We start from the raw sequence: 16,822 nt of genomic DNA, 5'->3' as shown, positions 1-16,822 counted from the left end.
CTGGGTGTTTTTTAAAGTGCCGGAATTCTTTTTTCGTAATATTCTTCTGCAATCTCTTCGTAAAAAGCTGCTGTCGTTGTATAAAAATATGGAATCAACCATAAAAATCCAATCCCTAATGTAATACAACTTAATATAAACCAACCAATAAAACTTAAACATAAAATGAAATACTCCATCTTATGTCCAGCCATCATACGACGACTTTCTGTAATAGCTTGATTTATTGAATACTCAGGATGATCATTTATAATAAAATACGTCATCGCATAAGAAAATGATTTAATAATGCCCGGAATAATAAATAGTAAGCACCATAAGAAAATATAAATGTTTACTACTATATATAATAAAAATGACTTTATAAACTTACTTCCTTCCGTAAACCATCTGAATATATGCCCAATACGCGCTTCTTTTTCACGAATTATATATAGTGCTAAACAATAACCACCTAGCGTTAATGGACCTACCATCAATATTGTAATAACATCTACTGAAAGTGAGTTATCTACTTCTTTCCAATCCCAAACCTGCGAGAAAATGAAATCAACACTAAAACTAAAAGCTGAAATAAGAATCGAAATAAGTAATGTTGCCCCAACAGCTAAGCCCCATTTTCCTTCTAGTGAATCTAGTGCTTCTCCTTTTAAATCACTAATCATAATTAGCCTCCAATACGTAATAATTCTATTAGTATAGCATGTTCCTACTGCAATTCACCTTTTGCAATATAGCGATAAAAATGTGCTGTCGTTGTACCTACATATGGACTAAGCCAAAGAAATCCTATTCCAAGAGTAAGAATTGCTAAAATAGCCCATCCTATGAAGCTAAGCCATAAAAGAAATAAATCTAGTTTATGCCCCTTCATAAAGTTCTTACTTTCTTTCATCGCCTGTGAAACGCTATAATCTGGATTTTCAACCATAACATAATACGTCATCGCATAAGAAAAATACATCACAATCATTACAACAATCGAAATAGCTAATAGTACAAAGAAAGCAATTGTTAACGATACATTCCCTTCCTCACCAAAAAACGCGAATACACCTAGTAACAACATCGGAATCCACGTACCTGTATATAACAAAATCGCAAGCATAGCCCACATTGTTTTCATCACTCTTTTAAAGGCACGAAATCCTTCAAATAAATAATCTACTCTAGCATCTTCTCGTTTACTAATTTGTAGCAACACATTCGTATAACCGTATGATGTAATACCATAAGATGCATTACTCAAAATGATCATTATGCAATAAAAAATTCCAAATGTAATACCTGCCCCGACTGATATCGCTTCCTCTTCAATTGAACCCGCTAAACCAACAACTAAGAAAAATATAATAATTCCTGGAATTAAAAGTATAAGCATTGCAGCCATTGAAACAACATAACTTAAAATAATATGTAAAATCGTTGATCCAACACCTAGTCCCCATTTTCCCTTTAAAGAGTACAATGCTTCTCGTTTCATTTCACCGATCATTTGTTCATCTCCTTTATGAAATATAAATTGTTATATATTTTCTACTTATACAAACAACAATATAATTATACCAATTTTGTCAGTTTATTCTATCTATTAAATTGAGTTTCAGTTTCGACATTTAAATAAAACACATCTATGCATAACAAAAAACGAACCTGCAGTTCTTTTTATTTCTTGATTTTCACTTGGCATGGGGCAAAAAAAGGCTCTGACCGCTTCTATGCACGGCTAGATGCTCTCTCCTACCTAAAGAGAGGCTTTTTTTCCTCTTATTATTTATATCCATAACAAAAAATCCGTAAAGGCAAGAGCCCTTACGGATTTTTTTACTTCATATCAGAAACGTTTAAACGGTTCACAGCACGCTGCAAGGCCATTTCTGCACGTCTAAAGTCAACATGCGCTTGTTTATCTTGCATACGTTGCTCAGCGCGACGTTTCGATTCATTTGCACGATGGATATCGATATGGTTTGCTTCTTCAGCAGATGATGATAATACAGTTACTTTATCTGGACGAACTTCGATAAAGCCACCGCTTACTGCTACATAATCAGTGTGCCCACCATTTTTCAGACGAACCGCACTAATTTTTAAAGGTGCAACAGTTGGAATGTGACCTGGTAAGATCCCCATTTCCCCACTCTCTGCTTTTACGCTTACCATTTCTACTTCTTTTTCGTAAACCGGTCCATCAGGAGTTACAATACTGACTGGAAATGTCTTCATAATTCGTCCCTCCTAAGGCCTTACGCCATCATTTTCTTCGCGTTTTCAATAACTTCTTCAATGCTACCAACAAGACGGAACGCATCTTCTGGAAGGTCATCATATTTTCCTTCTAGAATTTCTTTGAAACCACTAACTGTATTTTTTACAGGTACGTAAGAACCTTTTTGACCTGTAAACTGTTCAGCTACGTGGAAGTTTTGTGATAAGAAGAATTGAATACGACGAGCACGATGTACAACTAACTTATCTTCTTCAGATAACTCATCCATACCTAAGATAGCGATGATATCTTGAAGCTCTTTATAACGCTGTAAAGTTTGCTGTACTTGACGAGCTACTCCATAATGCTCTTCTCCTACGATTTCTGGAGAAAGCGCACGAGATGTAGATGCTAATGGATCTACGGCTGGGTAAATACCCATTTGTGTTAAACGACGCTCTAAGTTTGTTGTTGCATCTAAGTGAGCGAACGTTGTAGCTGGTGCTGGATCCGTATAGTCATCGGCTGGTACGTATACCGCTTGGATAGACGTGATAGATCCTTTATTTGTAGATGTAATACGCTCTTGTAATTGACCCATTTCTGTTGCAAGTGTTGGCTGGTAACCTACCGCAGATGGCATACGACCAAGAAGGGCAGATACTTCAGAACCCGCTTGCGTGAAACGGAAGATGTTATCGATGAACAATAGTACGTCTTGTCCTTGCTCATCACGGAAATGTTCAGCCATTGTTAAACCTGTTAATGCAACACGTTGACGTGCTCCAGGTGGCTCGTTCATTTGTCCGAATACCATCGCAGTTTTCTTAATTACGCCGGAATCACTCATTTCGTGGTATAAGTCGTTACCTTCACGAGTACGCTCACCTACACCAGCGAATACAGAGATACCACCGTGCTCTTGTGCGATGTTGTTAATTAATTCCTGAATTAATACTGTTTTACCTACACCGGCACCACCGAATAGACCGATCTTACCACCCTTAATGTAAGGAGCAAGTAAGTCTACTACTTTAATACCAGTTTCAAGAATTTCTACTTTAGTAGATAACTCTTCGAATGCAGGCGCTTGACGGTGAATTGGATCACGACGTACATCCGCAGGAACATCACCATCTAAGTCAATTGCATCACCTAATACGTTAAATACACGACCAAGTGTTGCATCACCAACTGGTACAGAGATTGCTTTACCAGTATCTTCTACTTCTGTGCCACGAACAAGTCCATCTGTGGAAGACATTGCAACTGTACGAACTGTGTCATCACCTAAATGAAGTGCAACTTCAAATGTTAAGTTAATGCTTGCTCCGTTTTCGTTGCTTTGTTTTACCGTAAGGGCGTTGTAGATTTCTGGTAGCTTTCCGCCATCAAACTTAACGTCTACAACCGGACCCATGATTTGCGTAACGCGCCCTTTATTCATCGGGTTCCCTCCTAGCTTTCTTTTAATTAGCCAGCTTTCTAAGAGAAGTCGGCTTTTAATTTTTATTAGTTTATAGCTTACGCGACTCTCCTGTTCTGGACGAACCGCTTCCGCTTTTTATTGAATCTAGTTCCGGTGGCTAGAAGGGTCGGTCATTTCACCCCTTCTGAGCAAGCCACCTACGCTTTTTAATACTATTCTAACGCTGCTACTCCACCAACGATTTCCGTAATTTCTTGCGTAATCGCTGCTTGACGCGCACGGTTGAATGAAAGTGTAAGTGAATCGATAACTTCCATTGCGTTGTCTGTAGCACTCTTCATTGCTGTCATACGCGCCGCGTGCTCACTTGCTTTACCGTCTAGTAATGCACCGTACACTAAGCTTTCTGCGTATTGTGGCAATAATACTTTTAAAATTTCTTCTTCAGAAGGTTCGAATTCATAAGCTGTCGTCGGTTTATCAGACGCCACATCCGTAAGCGGTAAAATTTTATTTTCCGTTACTTCTTGTGAAATTTTACTTACATAATGATTGTAGTAAATATACAGCTCATCATAAGCACCATCTGCGAACATCGCAATTGCTCGAGAAGCAATATCTTTAATATCAGTAAATGATGGGTGGTCAGATAATCCAACTACTTCATCAATGATGTTAAAGCCGCGACGTTTTAAATAATCACGTCCTAGTCGTCCAAGCACAATAATTGAATATTGGTTTGAATCCATATTATGACGTTCACGAATTACGTTACTTACTGTACGTAATACGTTACTGTTATAACCACCTGCTAGTCCGCGATCAGATGTAATAACGATGTACCCTGTACGCTTTACAGGACGCGCATTTAGCATTGGATGATTAATCCCTTTACTTCCTTGCGCAATGCTCGCTACTACTTCTTGAATCTTTTCCATATACGGAACGAAAGATTTAGCATTTTGTTCTGCACGGTTTAACTTAGATGCAGATACCATCTCCATCGCTTTCGTAATTTGACTCGTTTTCTTTGTCGAGTTAATCTTCGCTTTTATATCGCGTAAAGATGCCACAGGTTTTCACCACCTTTTTTCCGGAAGTTGGCACGATTAGTAAGAATCCTCTTCCTAATCTACGTTGCAAGATATTCTTGCTCATGATTGAAGGAAAAGAATAGGTGCACCTACTCTTTTCCTTTACATAACCGTCAGCAATCTCAAAAGCTGAGATGCCTTTATATATTATCTAGCTTCAGCAGCCTGAACGAGCCGCTTCCGCTTTTATTTATTACTCAGAAGCTACGAATACTTTTTTAAATCCATTAATAGCTGCTGCAAATTTGTCGTCATCCGCAAGTTTCTTAGTTGTGCGAATTTCGCTTAATAAGTCAGTTGCATTTGAATCTAACCAAGCATGGAATTCTTCTTCGAAACGAGTGATATCTACTACTGGGATATCATCTAGGAATCCACGTGTTAAAGCGTAAAGAATGATAACTTGTTTCTCTACACGTAACGGTTTGTGTAATCCTTGTTTTAATACCTCAACTGTACGAGCACCACGGTTTAATTTCGCTTGTGTTGCTTTATCAAGGTCAGAACCGAACTGAGCGAACGCTTCTAACTCACGATAAGATGCAAGGTCAAGACGAAGTGTACCTGATACTTTACTCATCGCTTTAATCTGAGCTGATCCACCTACACGAGATACAGAAGTACCCGCATCGATTGCTGGACGTACGCCAGAGAAGAATAGGTCAGATTGTAAGAAGATTTGTCCATCCGTAATAGAAATTACGTTTGTTGGGATGTAAGCTGATACGTCCCCTGCTTGTGTTTCGATGAAAGGTAGTGCAGTTAAAGAACCGCCGCCTCTTGCATCACTTAATTTTGCTGCACGCTCTAATAAGCGAGAATGTAAGTAGAATACATCCCCTGGATATGCTTCACGACCTGGAGGACGACGTAATAGTAATGAAAGCTCACGGTAAGCCGCTGCTTGTTTTGATAAGTCATCATATACTACTAATACGTGTTTACCATTGTACATGAACTCTTCACCCATTGTTACACCAGCGTAAGGAGCTAGGTATAATAATGGAGCTGGTTGAGAAGCCGATGCAGTTACAACGATTGTGTAATCTAATGCACCGTGCTTACGTAGTGTTTCTACTACGTTACGTACTGTTGATTCTTTTTGTCCGATAGCTACATAGATACAAATCATATCTTCATCTTTTTGGTTAATGATCGTATCAAGTGCAACTGCTGTTTTACCTGTTTGGCGGTCACCGATGATTAACTCACGTTGACCACGGCCAATTGGTACAAGAGCATCGATCGCTTTAATACCTGTTTGAAGTGGTTCATGAACAGATTTACGATCCATTACACCTGGTGCTGGACTTTCGATTGGACGAGTGTTTGTTGTATTGATTGGGCCTAAACCATCAACTGGTTGACCTAATGGGTTTACAACACGACCGATTAGTTCTTTTCCTACTGGTACTTGCATGATGCGACCAGTACGACGAACTTCGTCACCTTCACGGATTTCTGTGTAAGGTCCTAAAATAATGATACCTACGTTGTTTTCCTCTAAGTTTTGTGCTAGTCCCATAACGCCATTAGAGAACTCTACAAGTTCACCAGCCATAACGTTATCAAGACCATGAGCACGCGCAATACCGTCACCAACTTGGATAACTGTACCAACATCACTAACTTCGATTTCAGACTGATAGTTCTCGATTTGTTGCTTTATCAGTGCGCTAATTTCTTCAGCTCTGATGCTCATGTGCTTCACCCCTATCTATTCTTCATTAATTCACGCTGAATACGTGCTAATTTTCCTTGTAAGCTTCCGTCGTAAATGCGATTTCCAATACGTACTTTAATGCCGCCTAGTAAATCTTCATCCACAACATTTTTCACGCGAATTGCATCTTTTCCTGTTTTTTTTGCAAATGCTTCTGCAATGTTAAGTTTTTCTTCTTCCGATAGAAGACGAATAGAATATACAGTTGCATCCGCTACGTTACGTTCTTCATTAGCAAGAACAACATATTCATTTGCAATTTCAGGTAGGATATCAATACGCTTGTTATCAATTAAAATATATAACGTATTTAAAATAGATTCAGAAACAGATGCGAATACGTTTGCAAGAAACGTTTTCTTCTGCTCTTTTGAAATGTTCGGTTGCGTTAAAAAGCTATGTAGTTCTCCGTTCTTTGTAAAAACGTTTTGTACAAGGCGTAATTCCTCTTCAAACATTTCTAATACGTGTTTTTCTTTTGCAATTTTGAAAAGAGCGACAGCATAACGTTTTGCTACAATCCCATTGCTCATCGCGCTTCTCCTACTTCTTTAATATAATCGCGAATTAACTTCACTTGATCTTCTTCTTTTAATTCTTTTTCAATTACTTTAGAAGCAATATGAACAGATAAAGAAGCAACTTGTTCTTGTAAAGCAGCAATCGCTTGCTCTTTTTCGCGTTGAATTTCTTGTACAGCAGATGTTTTAATTGATTCTGCTTCTTCTTTCGCAGCAGCAACAATAACATCCTTTTGATCTACAGCTTGTTTCTTCGCTCTTTCGATTAACTCTTGTGCTTCAACACGCGATTGTTTTAACATTTCACGTTGTTCTTCTACTAATTTCTTCGCTTCAGCATTACTTCTTTCTGCAGCGTCGATTTCATTAGTAACATGCTCTTCACGTTCTTTCATAATTCCCATTAAAGGACCCCACGCGAATTTGCGTAGCATTACTAATAGAAGTAAGAAAATGAACAATGTATAAGCAATCGTTCCAAATGGAATGGAAGCCCCTAATAATAAAGTTGGCACAAGGATTCACTCCCTTCAAAATATCTAAATTGATCATATGAAAAAAAAAGACATACGTTTCGTTCATAAAGCAATGGCGAAGAAAGTTCGGAAAAACACTCTTCGCCATCTATGTAAGGGGAGTCTCCCTTATTTGTTCATTACGATGAAAGCAATAACTACACCGATAATTGGAAGTGCCTCAACTAATGCAACCCCGATGAACATAATTGTTTGAAGTGCGCCTTTTAATTCTGGTTGACGAGCAACACCTTCGATTGTACGTGATACGATAAGACCATTACCAATACCTGCACCTAATGCTGATAAACCAATTGCAATTGCAGCTGCGATTACACCTAAACTCATTTAATTTGTCCTCCTTTGTATTATAAAAAAATAAATTTTTTCTTACTTAAATTATATTAATGGTCATGGCTTACTTTATGAGCCATATAAACCATCGTTAACATTACGAAAATAAATGACTGGATTGAACCAACGAATACGCTGAATCCCATCCATGCTAACATCGGTACAAGTGCACCTAATGCTCCTAAGAATGATGCCCCGCCTAACTTAGCAAGTAATCCTAATAAGATTTCACCTGCGTAAATGTTACCAAATAAACGAAGACCTAACGTTAATGTGTTAGCAAACTCCTCAATAACCTTTAATGGGAATAAGAATTTCATAGGTTGGAAATAACCTTTAACATATTCTTTCGTACCCTTCATCTTAATTCCATAATAATGGGTGAGGGTAACTACCATCACGGCTAATGTTAATGCAACTGCTGGATCAGACGTTGGTGATCTCCACCATGCAATATGTTCGCCAGCCTCAACTGTTGAATACATGAATGGTAAACCAAGGAAGTTCGATACGATGATAAACATGATAAGCGTAACGCCAAGCGTTAAGAAACGTCCACCTGTTTTCCAATCCATCGTACTATTGATAATCCCTTTCACGAAGTCAAACACCCATTCCATGAAGTTTTGCATCCCGGTTGGGCAAAGCGCTAAGCTGCGAGTTCCGATAACAGCGATTAAGAAAACAATAACTGCTGCTACAGTAACCATCATAACTGATGACAAATCGAACGTTAAACCTAGAAATTCAACTAATTTACCGTGTTCCACTAGTAATTCACCTCTCTTCCCTGCTCGTATACTCTAAATAAAGAAAATCTATGATCATGACAAGGTATCCTGTCAGCAATCCTACACCTAAGCCCCACATCGCAATTAACTCTTGATATTTGGCTGCAAATAAAATTAATAACCCAATCGTGGCGAATCTTGAATATGTACTTACCGCTGTCGCCTTAAACTTCACGTTTTCTCCATTTGTTACGCGATCTAATAGCTTGTCTGTTCTACGTGCAATGATGCGCAAACTAAGAAAACTGAAAATCGTTCCGATAATCAGCCCAAGAAATACATCCTTGTAAGAGGTAATTCCCCATCCTAGCACTAGAAGCGCAAGCAAGTAGTACATATATTTCTTTTGTCTTTGGACAAGTCCATGTACGTCTATCATCATTGCTCTCCCGAATAGTAATGTTGAATGAGTCGAATCATTGCGTATACCCCTGTTCCTAACCCGAGTAATAACCCTATAATAAGAAACAACGGAAACGTTCCAACCTTATTATCAATCCATTGCCCACCAAAGATTCCAATAAGAATAGAACCAACTAACTGAGCAAGTATTCCTGACATTAAAGCATACGCTTTTATATGGCTGCGATCGTTTTTTTGCAAGGATTCATCCCTCCAATATGTAACCCTCATTCACGATGTGTTAATAATAACTCATTTTTCTGCATAAATTCTATACAAAATAAAAAGTTTACATTTTCGTCACTGAATAGATGCATTTTTGTCACTGAAAGCCCTACCATCTATCCCCGTTGTTAGCATACAATAGGGTATTAACAGTGTCAACGAGAAATCGTAAAAAATCAAAAAATTTGAGTATTAGGCATTTCCTCCCAAAAATGAAAACGTTCCCCTTCTAAATACTGGTTAGAGATATGCAATTTCTAACAGTTTTCTCTTTATAATAGAAGAAAATGTTCACAAGTTTGTCACTATTATATTTTTAAGATATAGCGCTTTTCTTCCATAATATAGTGTCCCCGAGACGTAAGACTTCTATATTATATGTGATGTGTATATAACTTATGTTGTATATACCCTGTATATTTATCTCCCCCTCCCCCGTGCGCTGAGGGCGAAAAAAAAACGAGCGGGGAATCCCCCTCTCGTCTGTTGTCTTACTTCGTTCCGAATAAACGGTCACCAGCATCACCAAGACCTGGAACTACATAACCATGGTCATTTAACTTCTCATCTAATGCCGCTACATAAATATCAACATCAGGATGCTCTTCCTGCACTACTTTTACTCCTTCTGGAGCAGCTACGATACACATTAATTTAATTTGCTTTGCACCGCGCTTTTTCAGAGAATTAATTGCTTCAGCCGCAGAACCACCTGTTGCTAGCATCGGATCTAGTACGATAAAGTCACGCTCTTCTACATCCGTTGGAAGTTTCACATAGTATTCTACCGGTTGCAATGTTTCAGGGTCACGGTATAAACCAACGTGTCCTACTTTTGCTGCTGGAATTAATTTCAGAATTCCATCAACCATTCCTAAACCTGCACGTAAAATCGGAATTAAACCAAGTTTTTTACCAGCGATCACTTTTGTTGTCGCTTTGCTTACAGGCGTTTCAATTTCAATGTCTTCAAGTGGAAGGTCACGAGTAATCTCGAAAGCCATTAAGCTTGCTACTTCGTCCACTAATTCACGAAAATCTTTCGTACCTGTATTCTTATCGCGAATATATGTAATCTTATGTTGAATTAACGGGTGATCAAATACATACAGTTTTCCCATGTGAATCTCTCCTTTAGATGATATTCATGCATTTACACGCTTCTTTACACTATTTACGATTGTAAAGAAAACGCTACTAATATTCAAGGGCAAATTTGGCAAAATCATGATTTTGCGATGAATCTATCTAGTATCTTTACCAATTATGGGAGCTGTATCCTTCATTATATCGCCAAAATTTATTCATCATTTGTATACATACTTTAAAAATAATATATGTCCACAAAAAAGACTGCCAAAACAATTACGTTTCAGCAGTCTTTTTCAATCTATTATAGATCTGTATACATTGGGAATTTGCTCGTTAACGCTTCTACACGCTTACTTGCTTCTTCTAATGCAACTTCATTCTCATGATTTTTTAATGTATAAGCAATAAGTGCCGCAATTTCATCCATTTCTTCTAAACCGAAACCACGAGATGTTACAGCTGCTGTACCGATACGTACGCCGCTTGTTACAAATGGGCTTGCTGTTTCAAATGGAATTGTATTTTTGTTCACTGTAATACCAACTTCATCTAATACGTGCTCTGCTACTTTACCTGTAATTTCTAAGTTACGAACATCAATCAAGATTAAATGATTGTCTGTTCCACCAGAAACAAGTGTAAGTCCTTCTTTTTGAAGACCTTCAGCTAAGCGGTTCGCATTATTAATGATATGTTGTGCATATGTTTTAAACTCATCTTGTAGTGTCTCACCAAATGCAACAGCTTTTGCAGCAATTACGTGCATAAGTGGGCCACCTTGAATACCAGGGAAGATTGATTTATCAATTTGTTTTGCAAATTGCTCTTCACATAAAATCATACCGCCACGTGGACCACGTAATGTTTTATGTGTTGTCGTTGTAACGAAATGTGCATGTGGTACTGGGTTTGGATGTAAACCAGCAGCTACTAAACCAGCGATATGTGCCATATCAACCATAAAGTATGCACCCACTTCATCTGCAATCTCACGGAATCGTTTGAAATCGATAACACGAGGATATGCACTTGCACCTGCAACGATTAATTTTGGTTTATGTTCTTTCGCTTTTGCTAATACATCATCGTAATTAATACGGTGAGATTCAGCATCCACGCCATATTCTACGAAATTATATTGTACTCCACTGAAGTTAACAGGGCTTCCGTGTGTTAAGTGACCACCATGAGATAAATTCATACCAAGTACTGTATCGCCTTGCTCTAAAATCGTAAAGTATACTGCCATGTTCGCTTGTGCACCAGAATGTGGTTGAACATTTACATGCTCTGCGCCAAAAATTTCTTTCGCGCGATCACGTGCGATATCTTCTACTACGTCTACGTGTTCACAACCACCATAGTAACGTTTTCCAGGATATCCTTCAGCATACTTATTCGTTAGAACAGAACCTTGCGCCTCCATTACTGCTTCACTTACGAAGTTTTCCGAAGCAATTAACTCGATCTTTGAACGCTGTCTTCCTAGTTCTGCCTCAATTGCAGCAAATACCTTTTCATCTTGACGTTTTAAATGATTCACCAAAATCCCCCTTTTCTGAACGAATTACATCAATTCCCAATAGTTTTTTCTCATTTATTCAGAAAAAACGAAAATTCAGGTTGTAATTCTTTCGAACCTTCATGTTTTCAACTACATTCTAACATGACTTTCTATATCATAAAAGAAAAAAAAAGACCAAAATTGGTCTTTTCTTTCTTCTATTATAAGGTCAGACTACATACCTTTTACCTTTCGATATACAGCTGTTATAAGACTTTATAATTTTTCATGTTTAACGGCAAGGAATAGCTTCTTCATTTGCCGCATAAACAGCACGCGCTCCACCTATTAGTTTCCCACGTGTTTTCGCCATCGTTACATGCGCACTTCCTATTTCCTTCACACTTGTACGAACCGGTACAGCTACATGCTTTAAATGCATACCGATAAATGTATCGCCGATATCCATTCCTGCATCTGCTTTAATAAACTCAATTACTACCGGATCTTTAAAATTGTGATACGCATACGTCGCTAATGCACCACCTGCTGATCTAACAGGCGTAACTGTTACAATTTCAAATTGATATTTCATCGCTACATCTCTCTCAACTACTAAAGCACGATTTAAATGCTCACAACATTGAAACGCCAATTCAATACCTGTTCTCTCTTGAAATTGTTTTAATTCAGAAAAAATCGCCTCTGCCACTTCCATCGTTCCTGATGTTCCAATTCTTTCACCTAGCACTTCGCTCGTGCTACACCCCACTACAAAAATTTGACCACTTTGCAGCGTGGCTTGTTCTTGGAAATCAGAAAGCGACATTTGTAGCTGTTCTCTTACCTTTACGATTTCTGTCATTACGCCTCTTCCTTTCACAGGTTGGTTCACCAAATTATATTTCATACTACTTATAGTTAGAATCTATTACTTTGTTTCGTACGTTTTAATTTTTCCTACGCGGTTTTCGTGACGGCCACCTTCATAGTCAGTTGTTAGCCAAATTTTCGCGATATCACGCGCTAGACCAGCTCCAATTACACGCTCGCCCATCGCTAACATGTTAGTGTCATTATGCTCTCTCGTCGCTTTCGCACTGAAAGTATCATGAACTAATGCACAACGAATACCATTTACTTTGTTTGCTGCGATTGACATGCCAATGCCTGTCCCGCAAACTAAAATACCACGATCCACTTCACCATTCGCGACCATTTCTGCTGCTGGAAACGCAAAATCAGGGTAATCAACAGAACCAGCTTCACATTCACAACCTAAATCAATATATTCAATATTTAACTCTTCTAATAAACTTACAAGTTCTTTACGGATATTCATACCGCCGTGATCAGATGCTACTACTACTTTCATTTTTACCCCTCCGAAGTTTCAATCAATTATCTTCATTTCACACTCGCTACCTTAATGGAACAAAGTGATCTCCAATATCGTATTATACACGAAACATCAACCTTCTGAATGTTTTTTCAGTAAAGTTTGTACAAGTTTTTCCATCTCTTCTAACGTTTCTTTATAAATAGAAAGCGATCCGCCAAATGGATCTGAAATATCCTTACTTACACCCTCAGTTAATCCATATAATGTATCCAATTTCTTTTCCACGCTCGGATAATACCCAAGTACAATTTGCTTATGGTTTTCCGTCATTGTTACTACAATATCCGCCCAATCAACCAAAGTATCGTTTACCTGCTGCGCGGCATGATCGATTACAATTCCTTTTTCAGCTAAAGCTTCCTTTGCATGTATCGACACATCGCTTCCAGGATAGGCGAAGACACCAGCAGATTGCACTTCAAATTTACCTTCTCCATAATGACGAAGCAAAGCCTCAGCCATCGGACTACGGCATGTATTTCCAGTGCAAACAAATAACACCCGTTTCATCTAAACCCACCCCTTTTTTTCTGTTTCCTACATTTATCCCGATTGGTGAAGGCTAATAATCAGCGGGGGATGAACACCCTCCACTCATTAAAGTTTCACTTTATCATAGCGTACATTAGAATAGAACAAAAGGAATGTGAATATACGAAAGGCGCATTTCTCTTATATTTTTTCTAAGAAAAATGCGCCTTATCCACATATATGAAACCCTATTTCCAAGTGCCCAAAGTATTTTACCATACATAATGAACACACTACGAAACAAAATAAGGAATCCATTTCATATGAAACGGATTCCTTCTATCAAATAATTATTTCATTGTAACTTTCATTACTTCTGTTGAACCTTTTGTAGCTGTTACACCTACAGTTGTCTTAATAGACTCAGCTGCATCTGTGTTTGTAATAACGATTGGAGTAATTGTGCTTTTCGCTTTTTCACGAATCAATTCTAAGTCGAATGAGATTAATTTATCTCCAGCTTTTACAGCTTGTCCTTCAGAAACGTGAGCTTCGAAACCTTCACCTTCCATTTTTACAGTTTCTAATCCAACGTGGATTAAAATTTCTGTACCGTTTTTCGCTTTAATTCCAATAGCATGTTTCGTGTGGAATAATTGTACGATTTCACCATCAACTGGAGATACAACTACACCTTCAGTAGGATCGATCGCAACACCGTCACCCATCATACGACCAGCGAATACTGGATCCGGTACTTCTTCAATATTTTTCACTGCTCCAGTTAATGGAGCTACGATTGTTTCTTCATTTGTTTTTGAACCAAAACCGAATAATTTTTTAAACATAGGATAGTCCTCCTTATAATTTACCTAAAAGTTTATAGGGCAATCTCTATTCAAGATCGAAATACACGTAAGACTTCATACTTCGAATGTTATACTGTAAAAACTCTTTCGAAATAAATCATGTCATTACTACTAGACTCTTATTGTAGCGCTTCACAAAATTCCAGTCAATTCTGATTGTCTGAATAACAATGAGAAGTTAACTTCTACTTATATTTTCTCTTTTTTTCACTTACTTGTCTAGAGGTCTTTACTACATTTTATTTTTTGTTGTTAATTTGTAAAATTCCTTTCAAATTTTTGTTGAAATCCACTTGACTAAAGTAAGTAACTATTTTATTATTACTTACATAAGATAAGTTAATAACTTTTAGGAGGTTTTTTAAAATGATGGATATCGGTCTTCTTATTATTCGTCTTATTATAGGAATTACATTCATGGGTCATGGTGCTCAAAAATTATTTGGTTGGTTCGGCGGTTACGGCTTAAAGGGAACTGGCGGCTGGATGGAGTCAATCGGCTTACGTCCTGGTGTATTTATGGCATTTATGGCTGGCGCAACTGAACTATTAGGTGGTTTCTTATTCGCAGCAGGTATTTTCACTGTAGTTGGTTCTTTATTTATCGTAGGAACAATGTTAGTAGCAATTTTCACAGTTCACGGAAAAAATGGTTACTGGGTAACACAAAACGGATTCGAATATAATTTAATGTTAATGGCTGTCGCTATCGGTGTAGCTTTAATTGGACCTGGCGCTTACGTTTTACTTTAATATTTATCTCTATTTCAAGATATTTACCAAAAAAGAGATTACTTCAGTACAATCGAGGTAATCTCTTTTTTTTACATCATCAAAAAAATATTATTTTCAGCAGGAGATTCCCATTGATATCTTGTAAAGGAACAATAAGTATTCATATTTAGAAAGGGGATTACAACATGTTATCCATTAATCCAAACGAACAAACCGAAAAAGATAATTACAAATTACTAACAGGAAGTATCATTCCACGTCCTGTTGCATTCGTTACTTCTGTAACTAAAGATGGCGTATTGAACGGTGCGCCATATAGTTATTTCAATATCGTCGCTGCCAATCCACCACTTATCTCAGTTTCAGTACAACGCAAAGAAGGAAAACCGAAAGACACTTCCAGAAACGCAATAGAAAAAGGGGAATTTGTCGTACATATTTCTGATGAATCTTACGTAGAAGCGATCAACGAAACAGCAGCGAACCTACCTCCTAATGAAAGTGAAATCGAATTAGTAAAACTAACACCGATTGACAGTGATGTCATTTCAGTACCAGGGGTTAAAGAAGCAAACATTCGAATGGAGTGCATATTAGAACGCGCTATCCCACTCGGCGGAACCGAAGACTCGCCAGCTTGTGACCTACTAATCGGCCGCGTCGTTCGCTTTCACGTCGCTGAACACTTATACGAAAACGGTCGAATTCACGCCGAAGAACTAAAACCAATAAGCCGCCTAGCAGGACACAACTACGCAAAACTAGGAGAACAATTTGAATTAGTGAGGCCCATTTAAAGGCGGAACCGACTGCCCAGGCCCGGTGGCTAAGGTTCTTCCTCACAGAAGATGCTTTTTATCTTCTCGTGGGGAAGGTTCTTAGACTCAAGGGCCTAGGAGGTGAAGCTGGCCACTGGAACTGGATATATCCCCTAAAAGCGCAAGGGGCCCGTTCACTTCCATCACCTAAACATAACCCCCCGCTGAAAGCGGGGGATTTTTTATCGTAATTCTTCGTTCTTCTCCTCTAATGCCGGGAATTTCTCTTTTTTAGATCTACCAAGCTTTATTACAAAGAAATATAAGGAAAGTAACGTAATAAGGAAAACAATTAAAAACGGATACGGAGAATAAAAAGTACGCGCCGCCTCCGATTTTCCTGCAACAAACTTCAATGACTCAATATCTAAAAACTCAGCAAACATTTGTACACCGAGCATACTGAACCAAAAAACAAAAAAACTAATAATAATACCAAAAACTTGCTTCAATCTCGTCATTCATCTCATCCTTTCTATATTTGTAATTTTTTAGTGTGATCAATATAGTACAAACGAAACTATGCACAGAAAGGAACTATCTCACCATTCACGAATTAACTTAATCCAACCTAACATCGAAATTTGCAAAATAACACCCAATATTATAAGTCTTCTTAGAACCTGTCTAAAATCTAGGGTATAATCTATGTAAAAAGGATGATTCCT

At 38.0% G+C, this 16,822-nt stretch carries 22 protein-coding genes; 2 read left to right on the top strand and 20 right to left on the bottom strand.

The window, feature by feature from the left end:
* Window positions 1-11: 11 nt before the first annotated feature.
* The 19 genes from AB3X49_RS01585 to AB3X49_RS01495 all read right to left on the bottom strand — a co-directional run bounded on the left by AB3X49_RS01585 (window position 12) and on the right by AB3X49_RS01495 (window position 14,580).
* The gene (locus AB3X49_RS01585) at window positions 12-665 is read right to left on the bottom strand and encodes a DUF975 family protein (RefSeq protein WP_367960211.1); all 654 of its coding nucleotides are present in this window, start codon (window positions 663-665) and stop codon (window positions 12-14) included.
* A gap of 44 nt (window positions 666-709) precedes the next feature.
* A complete protein-coding gene (locus tag AB3X49_RS01580) occupies window positions 710-1,495 on the bottom strand; it encodes a DUF975 family protein (RefSeq protein ID WP_367960210.1) in 786 nt (261 codons plus the stop codon).
* A gap of 329 nt (window positions 1,496-1,824) precedes the next feature.
* A complete protein-coding gene (atpC, locus tag AB3X49_RS01575; RefSeq protein ID WP_002016279.1) occupies window positions 1,825-2,226 on the bottom strand; it encodes a F0F1 ATP synthase subunit epsilon in 402 nt (133 codons plus the stop codon).
* Window positions 2,227-2,246: 20 nt separating this feature from the next.
* The gene (gene atpD / locus AB3X49_RS01570) at window positions 2,247-3,656 is read right to left on the bottom strand and encodes a F0F1 ATP synthase subunit beta (RefSeq protein ID WP_002139020.1); all 1,410 of its coding nucleotides are present in this window, start codon (window positions 3,654-3,656) and stop codon (window positions 2,247-2,249) included.
* Between the two features lie 194 nt (window positions 3,657-3,850).
* Entirely contained in the window at window positions 3,851-4,711 is an 861-nt protein-coding gene (atpG, locus tag AB3X49_RS01565; protein WP_002016283.1) for a F0F1 ATP synthase subunit gamma, read from the bottom strand.
* A gap of 214 nt (window positions 4,712-4,925) precedes the next feature.
* Complete coding sequence (atpA, locus tag AB3X49_RS01560) at window positions 4,926-6,434, bottom strand: F0F1 ATP synthase subunit alpha (RefSeq protein ID WP_002016284.1); 1,509 nt, start codon at window positions 6,432-6,434, stop codon at window positions 4,926-4,928.
* Window positions 6,435-6,445: 11 nt separating this feature from the next.
* Entirely contained in the window at window positions 6,446-6,988 is a 543-nt protein-coding gene (atpH, locus tag AB3X49_RS01555; protein ID WP_002130060.1) for a F0F1 ATP synthase subunit delta, read from the bottom strand.
* Window positions 6,985-7,491: a F0F1 ATP synthase subunit B gene (atpF, locus tag AB3X49_RS01550; RefSeq protein ID WP_002016287.1), complete on the bottom strand. Its 507-nt coding sequence runs from the start codon at window positions 7,489-7,491 to the stop codon at window positions 6,985-6,987. Before atpF ends, atpH begins: the two co-directional genes overlap by 4 nt.
* 129 nt (window positions 7,492-7,620) lie before the next feature.
* Window positions 7,621-7,839, bottom strand: a complete 219-nt coding sequence (atpE, locus tag AB3X49_RS01545; protein ID WP_000052064.1) for a F0F1 ATP synthase subunit C — start codon at window positions 7,837-7,839, stop codon at window positions 7,621-7,623.
* A 56-nt stretch (window positions 7,840-7,895) separates the two neighbouring features.
* Window positions 7,896-8,615 carry a F0F1 ATP synthase subunit A gene (gene atpB, locus AB3X49_RS01540; protein WP_367960208.1) on the bottom strand — a complete coding sequence of 240 codons (720 nt, stop codon included), beginning with the start codon at window positions 8,613-8,615 and terminating at the stop codon, window positions 7,896-7,898.
* 7 nt (window positions 8,616-8,622) lie between these two features.
* Window positions 8,623-9,015, bottom strand: coding sequence for an ATP synthase subunit I (locus AB3X49_RS01535; protein WP_002016288.1), 393 nt, complete (start codon window positions 9,013-9,015; stop codon window positions 8,623-8,625).
* Window positions 9,015-9,239: an AtpZ/AtpI family protein gene (locus AB3X49_RS01530; RefSeq protein WP_002089742.1), complete on the bottom strand. Its 225-nt coding sequence runs from the start codon at window positions 9,237-9,239 to the stop codon at window positions 9,015-9,017. Before AB3X49_RS01530 ends, AB3X49_RS01535 begins: the two co-directional genes overlap by 1 nt.
* 26 nt (window positions 9,240-9,265) lie before the next feature.
* Window positions 9,266-9,379, bottom strand: coding sequence for a DUF4024 domain-containing protein (locus AB3X49_RS01525; protein WP_033707905.1), 114 nt, complete (start codon window positions 9,377-9,379; stop codon window positions 9,266-9,268).
* 375 nt (window positions 9,380-9,754) lie between these two features.
* On the bottom strand, window positions 9,755-10,384 hold the full coding sequence (gene upp, locus AB3X49_RS01520) for a uracil phosphoribosyltransferase (RefSeq protein WP_002034907.1): 630 nt from the start codon (window positions 10,382-10,384) through the stop codon (window positions 9,755-9,757).
* Window positions 10,385-10,656: 272 nt separating this feature from the next.
* Window positions 10,657-11,898, bottom strand: coding sequence for a serine hydroxymethyltransferase (gene glyA, locus AB3X49_RS01515; RefSeq protein ID WP_002016291.1), 1,242 nt, complete (start codon window positions 11,896-11,898; stop codon window positions 10,657-10,659).
* A gap of 253 nt (window positions 11,899-12,151) precedes the next feature.
* The gene (locus AB3X49_RS01510) at window positions 12,152-12,724 is read right to left on the bottom strand and encodes a TIGR01440 family protein (RefSeq protein WP_002130064.1); all 573 of its coding nucleotides are present in this window, start codon (window positions 12,722-12,724) and stop codon (window positions 12,152-12,154) included.
* Window positions 12,725-12,790: 66 nt separating this feature from the next.
* Window positions 12,791-13,234, bottom strand: coding sequence for a ribose 5-phosphate isomerase B (gene rpiB, locus AB3X49_RS01505; RefSeq protein WP_000869917.1), 444 nt, complete (start codon window positions 13,232-13,234; stop codon window positions 12,791-12,793).
* Between the two features lie 96 nt (window positions 13,235-13,330).
* Window positions 13,331-13,771: a low molecular weight protein arginine phosphatase gene (locus AB3X49_RS01500; protein WP_002130066.1), complete on the bottom strand. Its 441-nt coding sequence runs from the start codon at window positions 13,769-13,771 to the stop codon at window positions 13,331-13,333.
* A 311-nt stretch (window positions 13,772-14,082) separates the two neighbouring features.
* Window positions 14,083-14,580 carry a PTS sugar transporter subunit IIA gene (locus AB3X49_RS01495; RefSeq protein WP_002016294.1) on the bottom strand — a complete coding sequence of 166 codons (498 nt, stop codon included), beginning with the start codon at window positions 14,578-14,580 and terminating at the stop codon, window positions 14,083-14,085.
* A gap of 387 nt (window positions 14,581-14,967) precedes the next feature.
* On the opposite strand from AB3X49_RS01495, the gene AB3X49_RS01490 reads away from it, so the two are divergent.
* Both AB3X49_RS01490 and AB3X49_RS01485 read left to right on the top strand, forming a co-directional pair.
* Entirely contained in the window at window positions 14,968-15,354 is a 387-nt protein-coding gene (locus AB3X49_RS01490; RefSeq protein WP_367960207.1) for a DoxX family protein, read from the top strand.
* 167 nt (window positions 15,355-15,521) lie between these two features.
* Complete coding sequence (locus AB3X49_RS01485) at window positions 15,522-16,133, top strand: flavin reductase family protein (RefSeq protein WP_367960206.1); 612 nt, start codon at window positions 15,522-15,524, stop codon at window positions 16,131-16,133.
* Window positions 16,134-16,336: 203 nt separating this feature from the next.
* On the opposite strand, the gene AB3X49_RS01480 is transcribed toward AB3X49_RS01485, so the two are convergent.
* The gene (locus AB3X49_RS01480) at window positions 16,337-16,615 is read right to left on the bottom strand and encodes a DUF3935 domain-containing protein (RefSeq protein WP_002034899.1); all 279 of its coding nucleotides are present in this window, start codon (window positions 16,613-16,615) and stop codon (window positions 16,337-16,339) included.
* Between the last annotated feature and the right edge of the window lie 207 nt (window positions 16,616-16,822).

Origin of the sequence: Bacillus sp. C30 (assembly GCF_040838255.1) — a bacterium.
In the GTDB taxonomy this organism is placed as follows: Bacteria; Bacillota; Bacilli; order Bacillales; family Bacillaceae_G; genus Bacillus_A; species Bacillus_A mycoides.
The sequence above is the reverse complement of the archived record's forward strand: the minus strand, read 5'-3'. Positions and strand labels throughout refer to the sequence as shown.

Excerpts from the sequence above, each read along its gene's own strand:
- AB3X49_RS01480 (WP_002034899.1), bottom strand. The coding sequence starts at position 16,615 with ATGACGAGATTGAAGCAAGTTTTTGGTATTATTATTAGTTTTTTTGTT.
- AB3X49_RS01535 (WP_002016288.1), bottom strand. The coding sequence starts at position 9,015 with ATGATAGACGTACATGGACTTGTCCAAAGACAAAAGAAATATATGTAC.
- AB3X49_RS01485 (WP_367960206.1), top strand. The coding sequence starts at position 15,522 with ATGTTATCCATTAATCCAAACGAACAAACCGAAAAAGATAATTACAAA.
- atpC (WP_002016279.1), bottom strand. The coding sequence starts at position 2,226 with ATGAAGACATTTCCAGTCAGTATTGTAACTCCTGATGGACCGGTTTAC.
- atpH (WP_002130060.1), bottom strand. The coding sequence starts at position 6,988 with ATGAGCAATGGGATTGTAGCAAAACGTTATGCTGTCGCTCTTTTCAAA.
- AB3X49_RS01580 (WP_367960210.1), bottom strand. The coding sequence starts at position 1,495 with ATGATCGGTGAAATGAAACGAGAAGCATTGTACTCTTTAAAGGGAAAA.
- atpA (WP_002016284.1), bottom strand. The coding sequence starts at position 6,434 with ATGAGCATCAGAGCTGAAGAAATTAGCGCACTGATAAAGCAACAAATC.
- AB3X49_RS01500 (WP_002130066.1), bottom strand. The coding sequence starts at position 13,771 with ATGAAACGGGTGTTATTTGTTTGCACTGGAAATACATGCCGTAGTCCG.
- upp (WP_002034907.1), bottom strand. The coding sequence starts at position 10,384 with ATGGGAAAACTGTATGTATTTGATCACCCGTTAATTCAACATAAGATT.
- AB3X49_RS01525 (WP_033707905.1), bottom strand. The coding sequence starts at position 9,379 with ATGGTAGGGCTTTCAGTGACAAAAATGCATCTATTCAGTGACGAAAAT.
- atpD (WP_002139020.1), bottom strand. The coding sequence starts at position 3,656 with ATGAATAAAGGGCGCGTTACGCAAATCATGGGTCCGGTTGTAGACGTT.
- rpiB (WP_000869917.1), bottom strand. The coding sequence starts at position 13,234 with ATGAAAGTAGTAGTAGCATCTGATCACGGCGGTATGAATATCCGTAAA.
- AB3X49_RS01495 (WP_002016294.1), bottom strand. The coding sequence starts at position 14,580 with ATGTTTAAAAAATTATTCGGTTTTGGTTCAAAAACAAATGAAGAAACA.
- AB3X49_RS01585 (WP_367960211.1), bottom strand. The coding sequence starts at position 665 with ATGATTAGTGATTTAAAAGGAGAAGCACTAGATTCACTAGAAGGAAAA.
- atpE (WP_000052064.1), bottom strand. The coding sequence starts at position 7,839 with ATGAGTTTAGGTGTAATCGCAGCTGCAATTGCAATTGGTTTATCAGCA.
- AB3X49_RS01510 (WP_002130064.1), bottom strand. The coding sequence starts at position 12,724 with ATGACAGAAATCGTAAAGGTAAGAGAACAGCTACAAATGTCGCTTTCT.
- AB3X49_RS01490 (WP_367960207.1), top strand. The coding sequence starts at position 14,968 with ATGATGGATATCGGTCTTCTTATTATTCGTCTTATTATAGGAATTACA.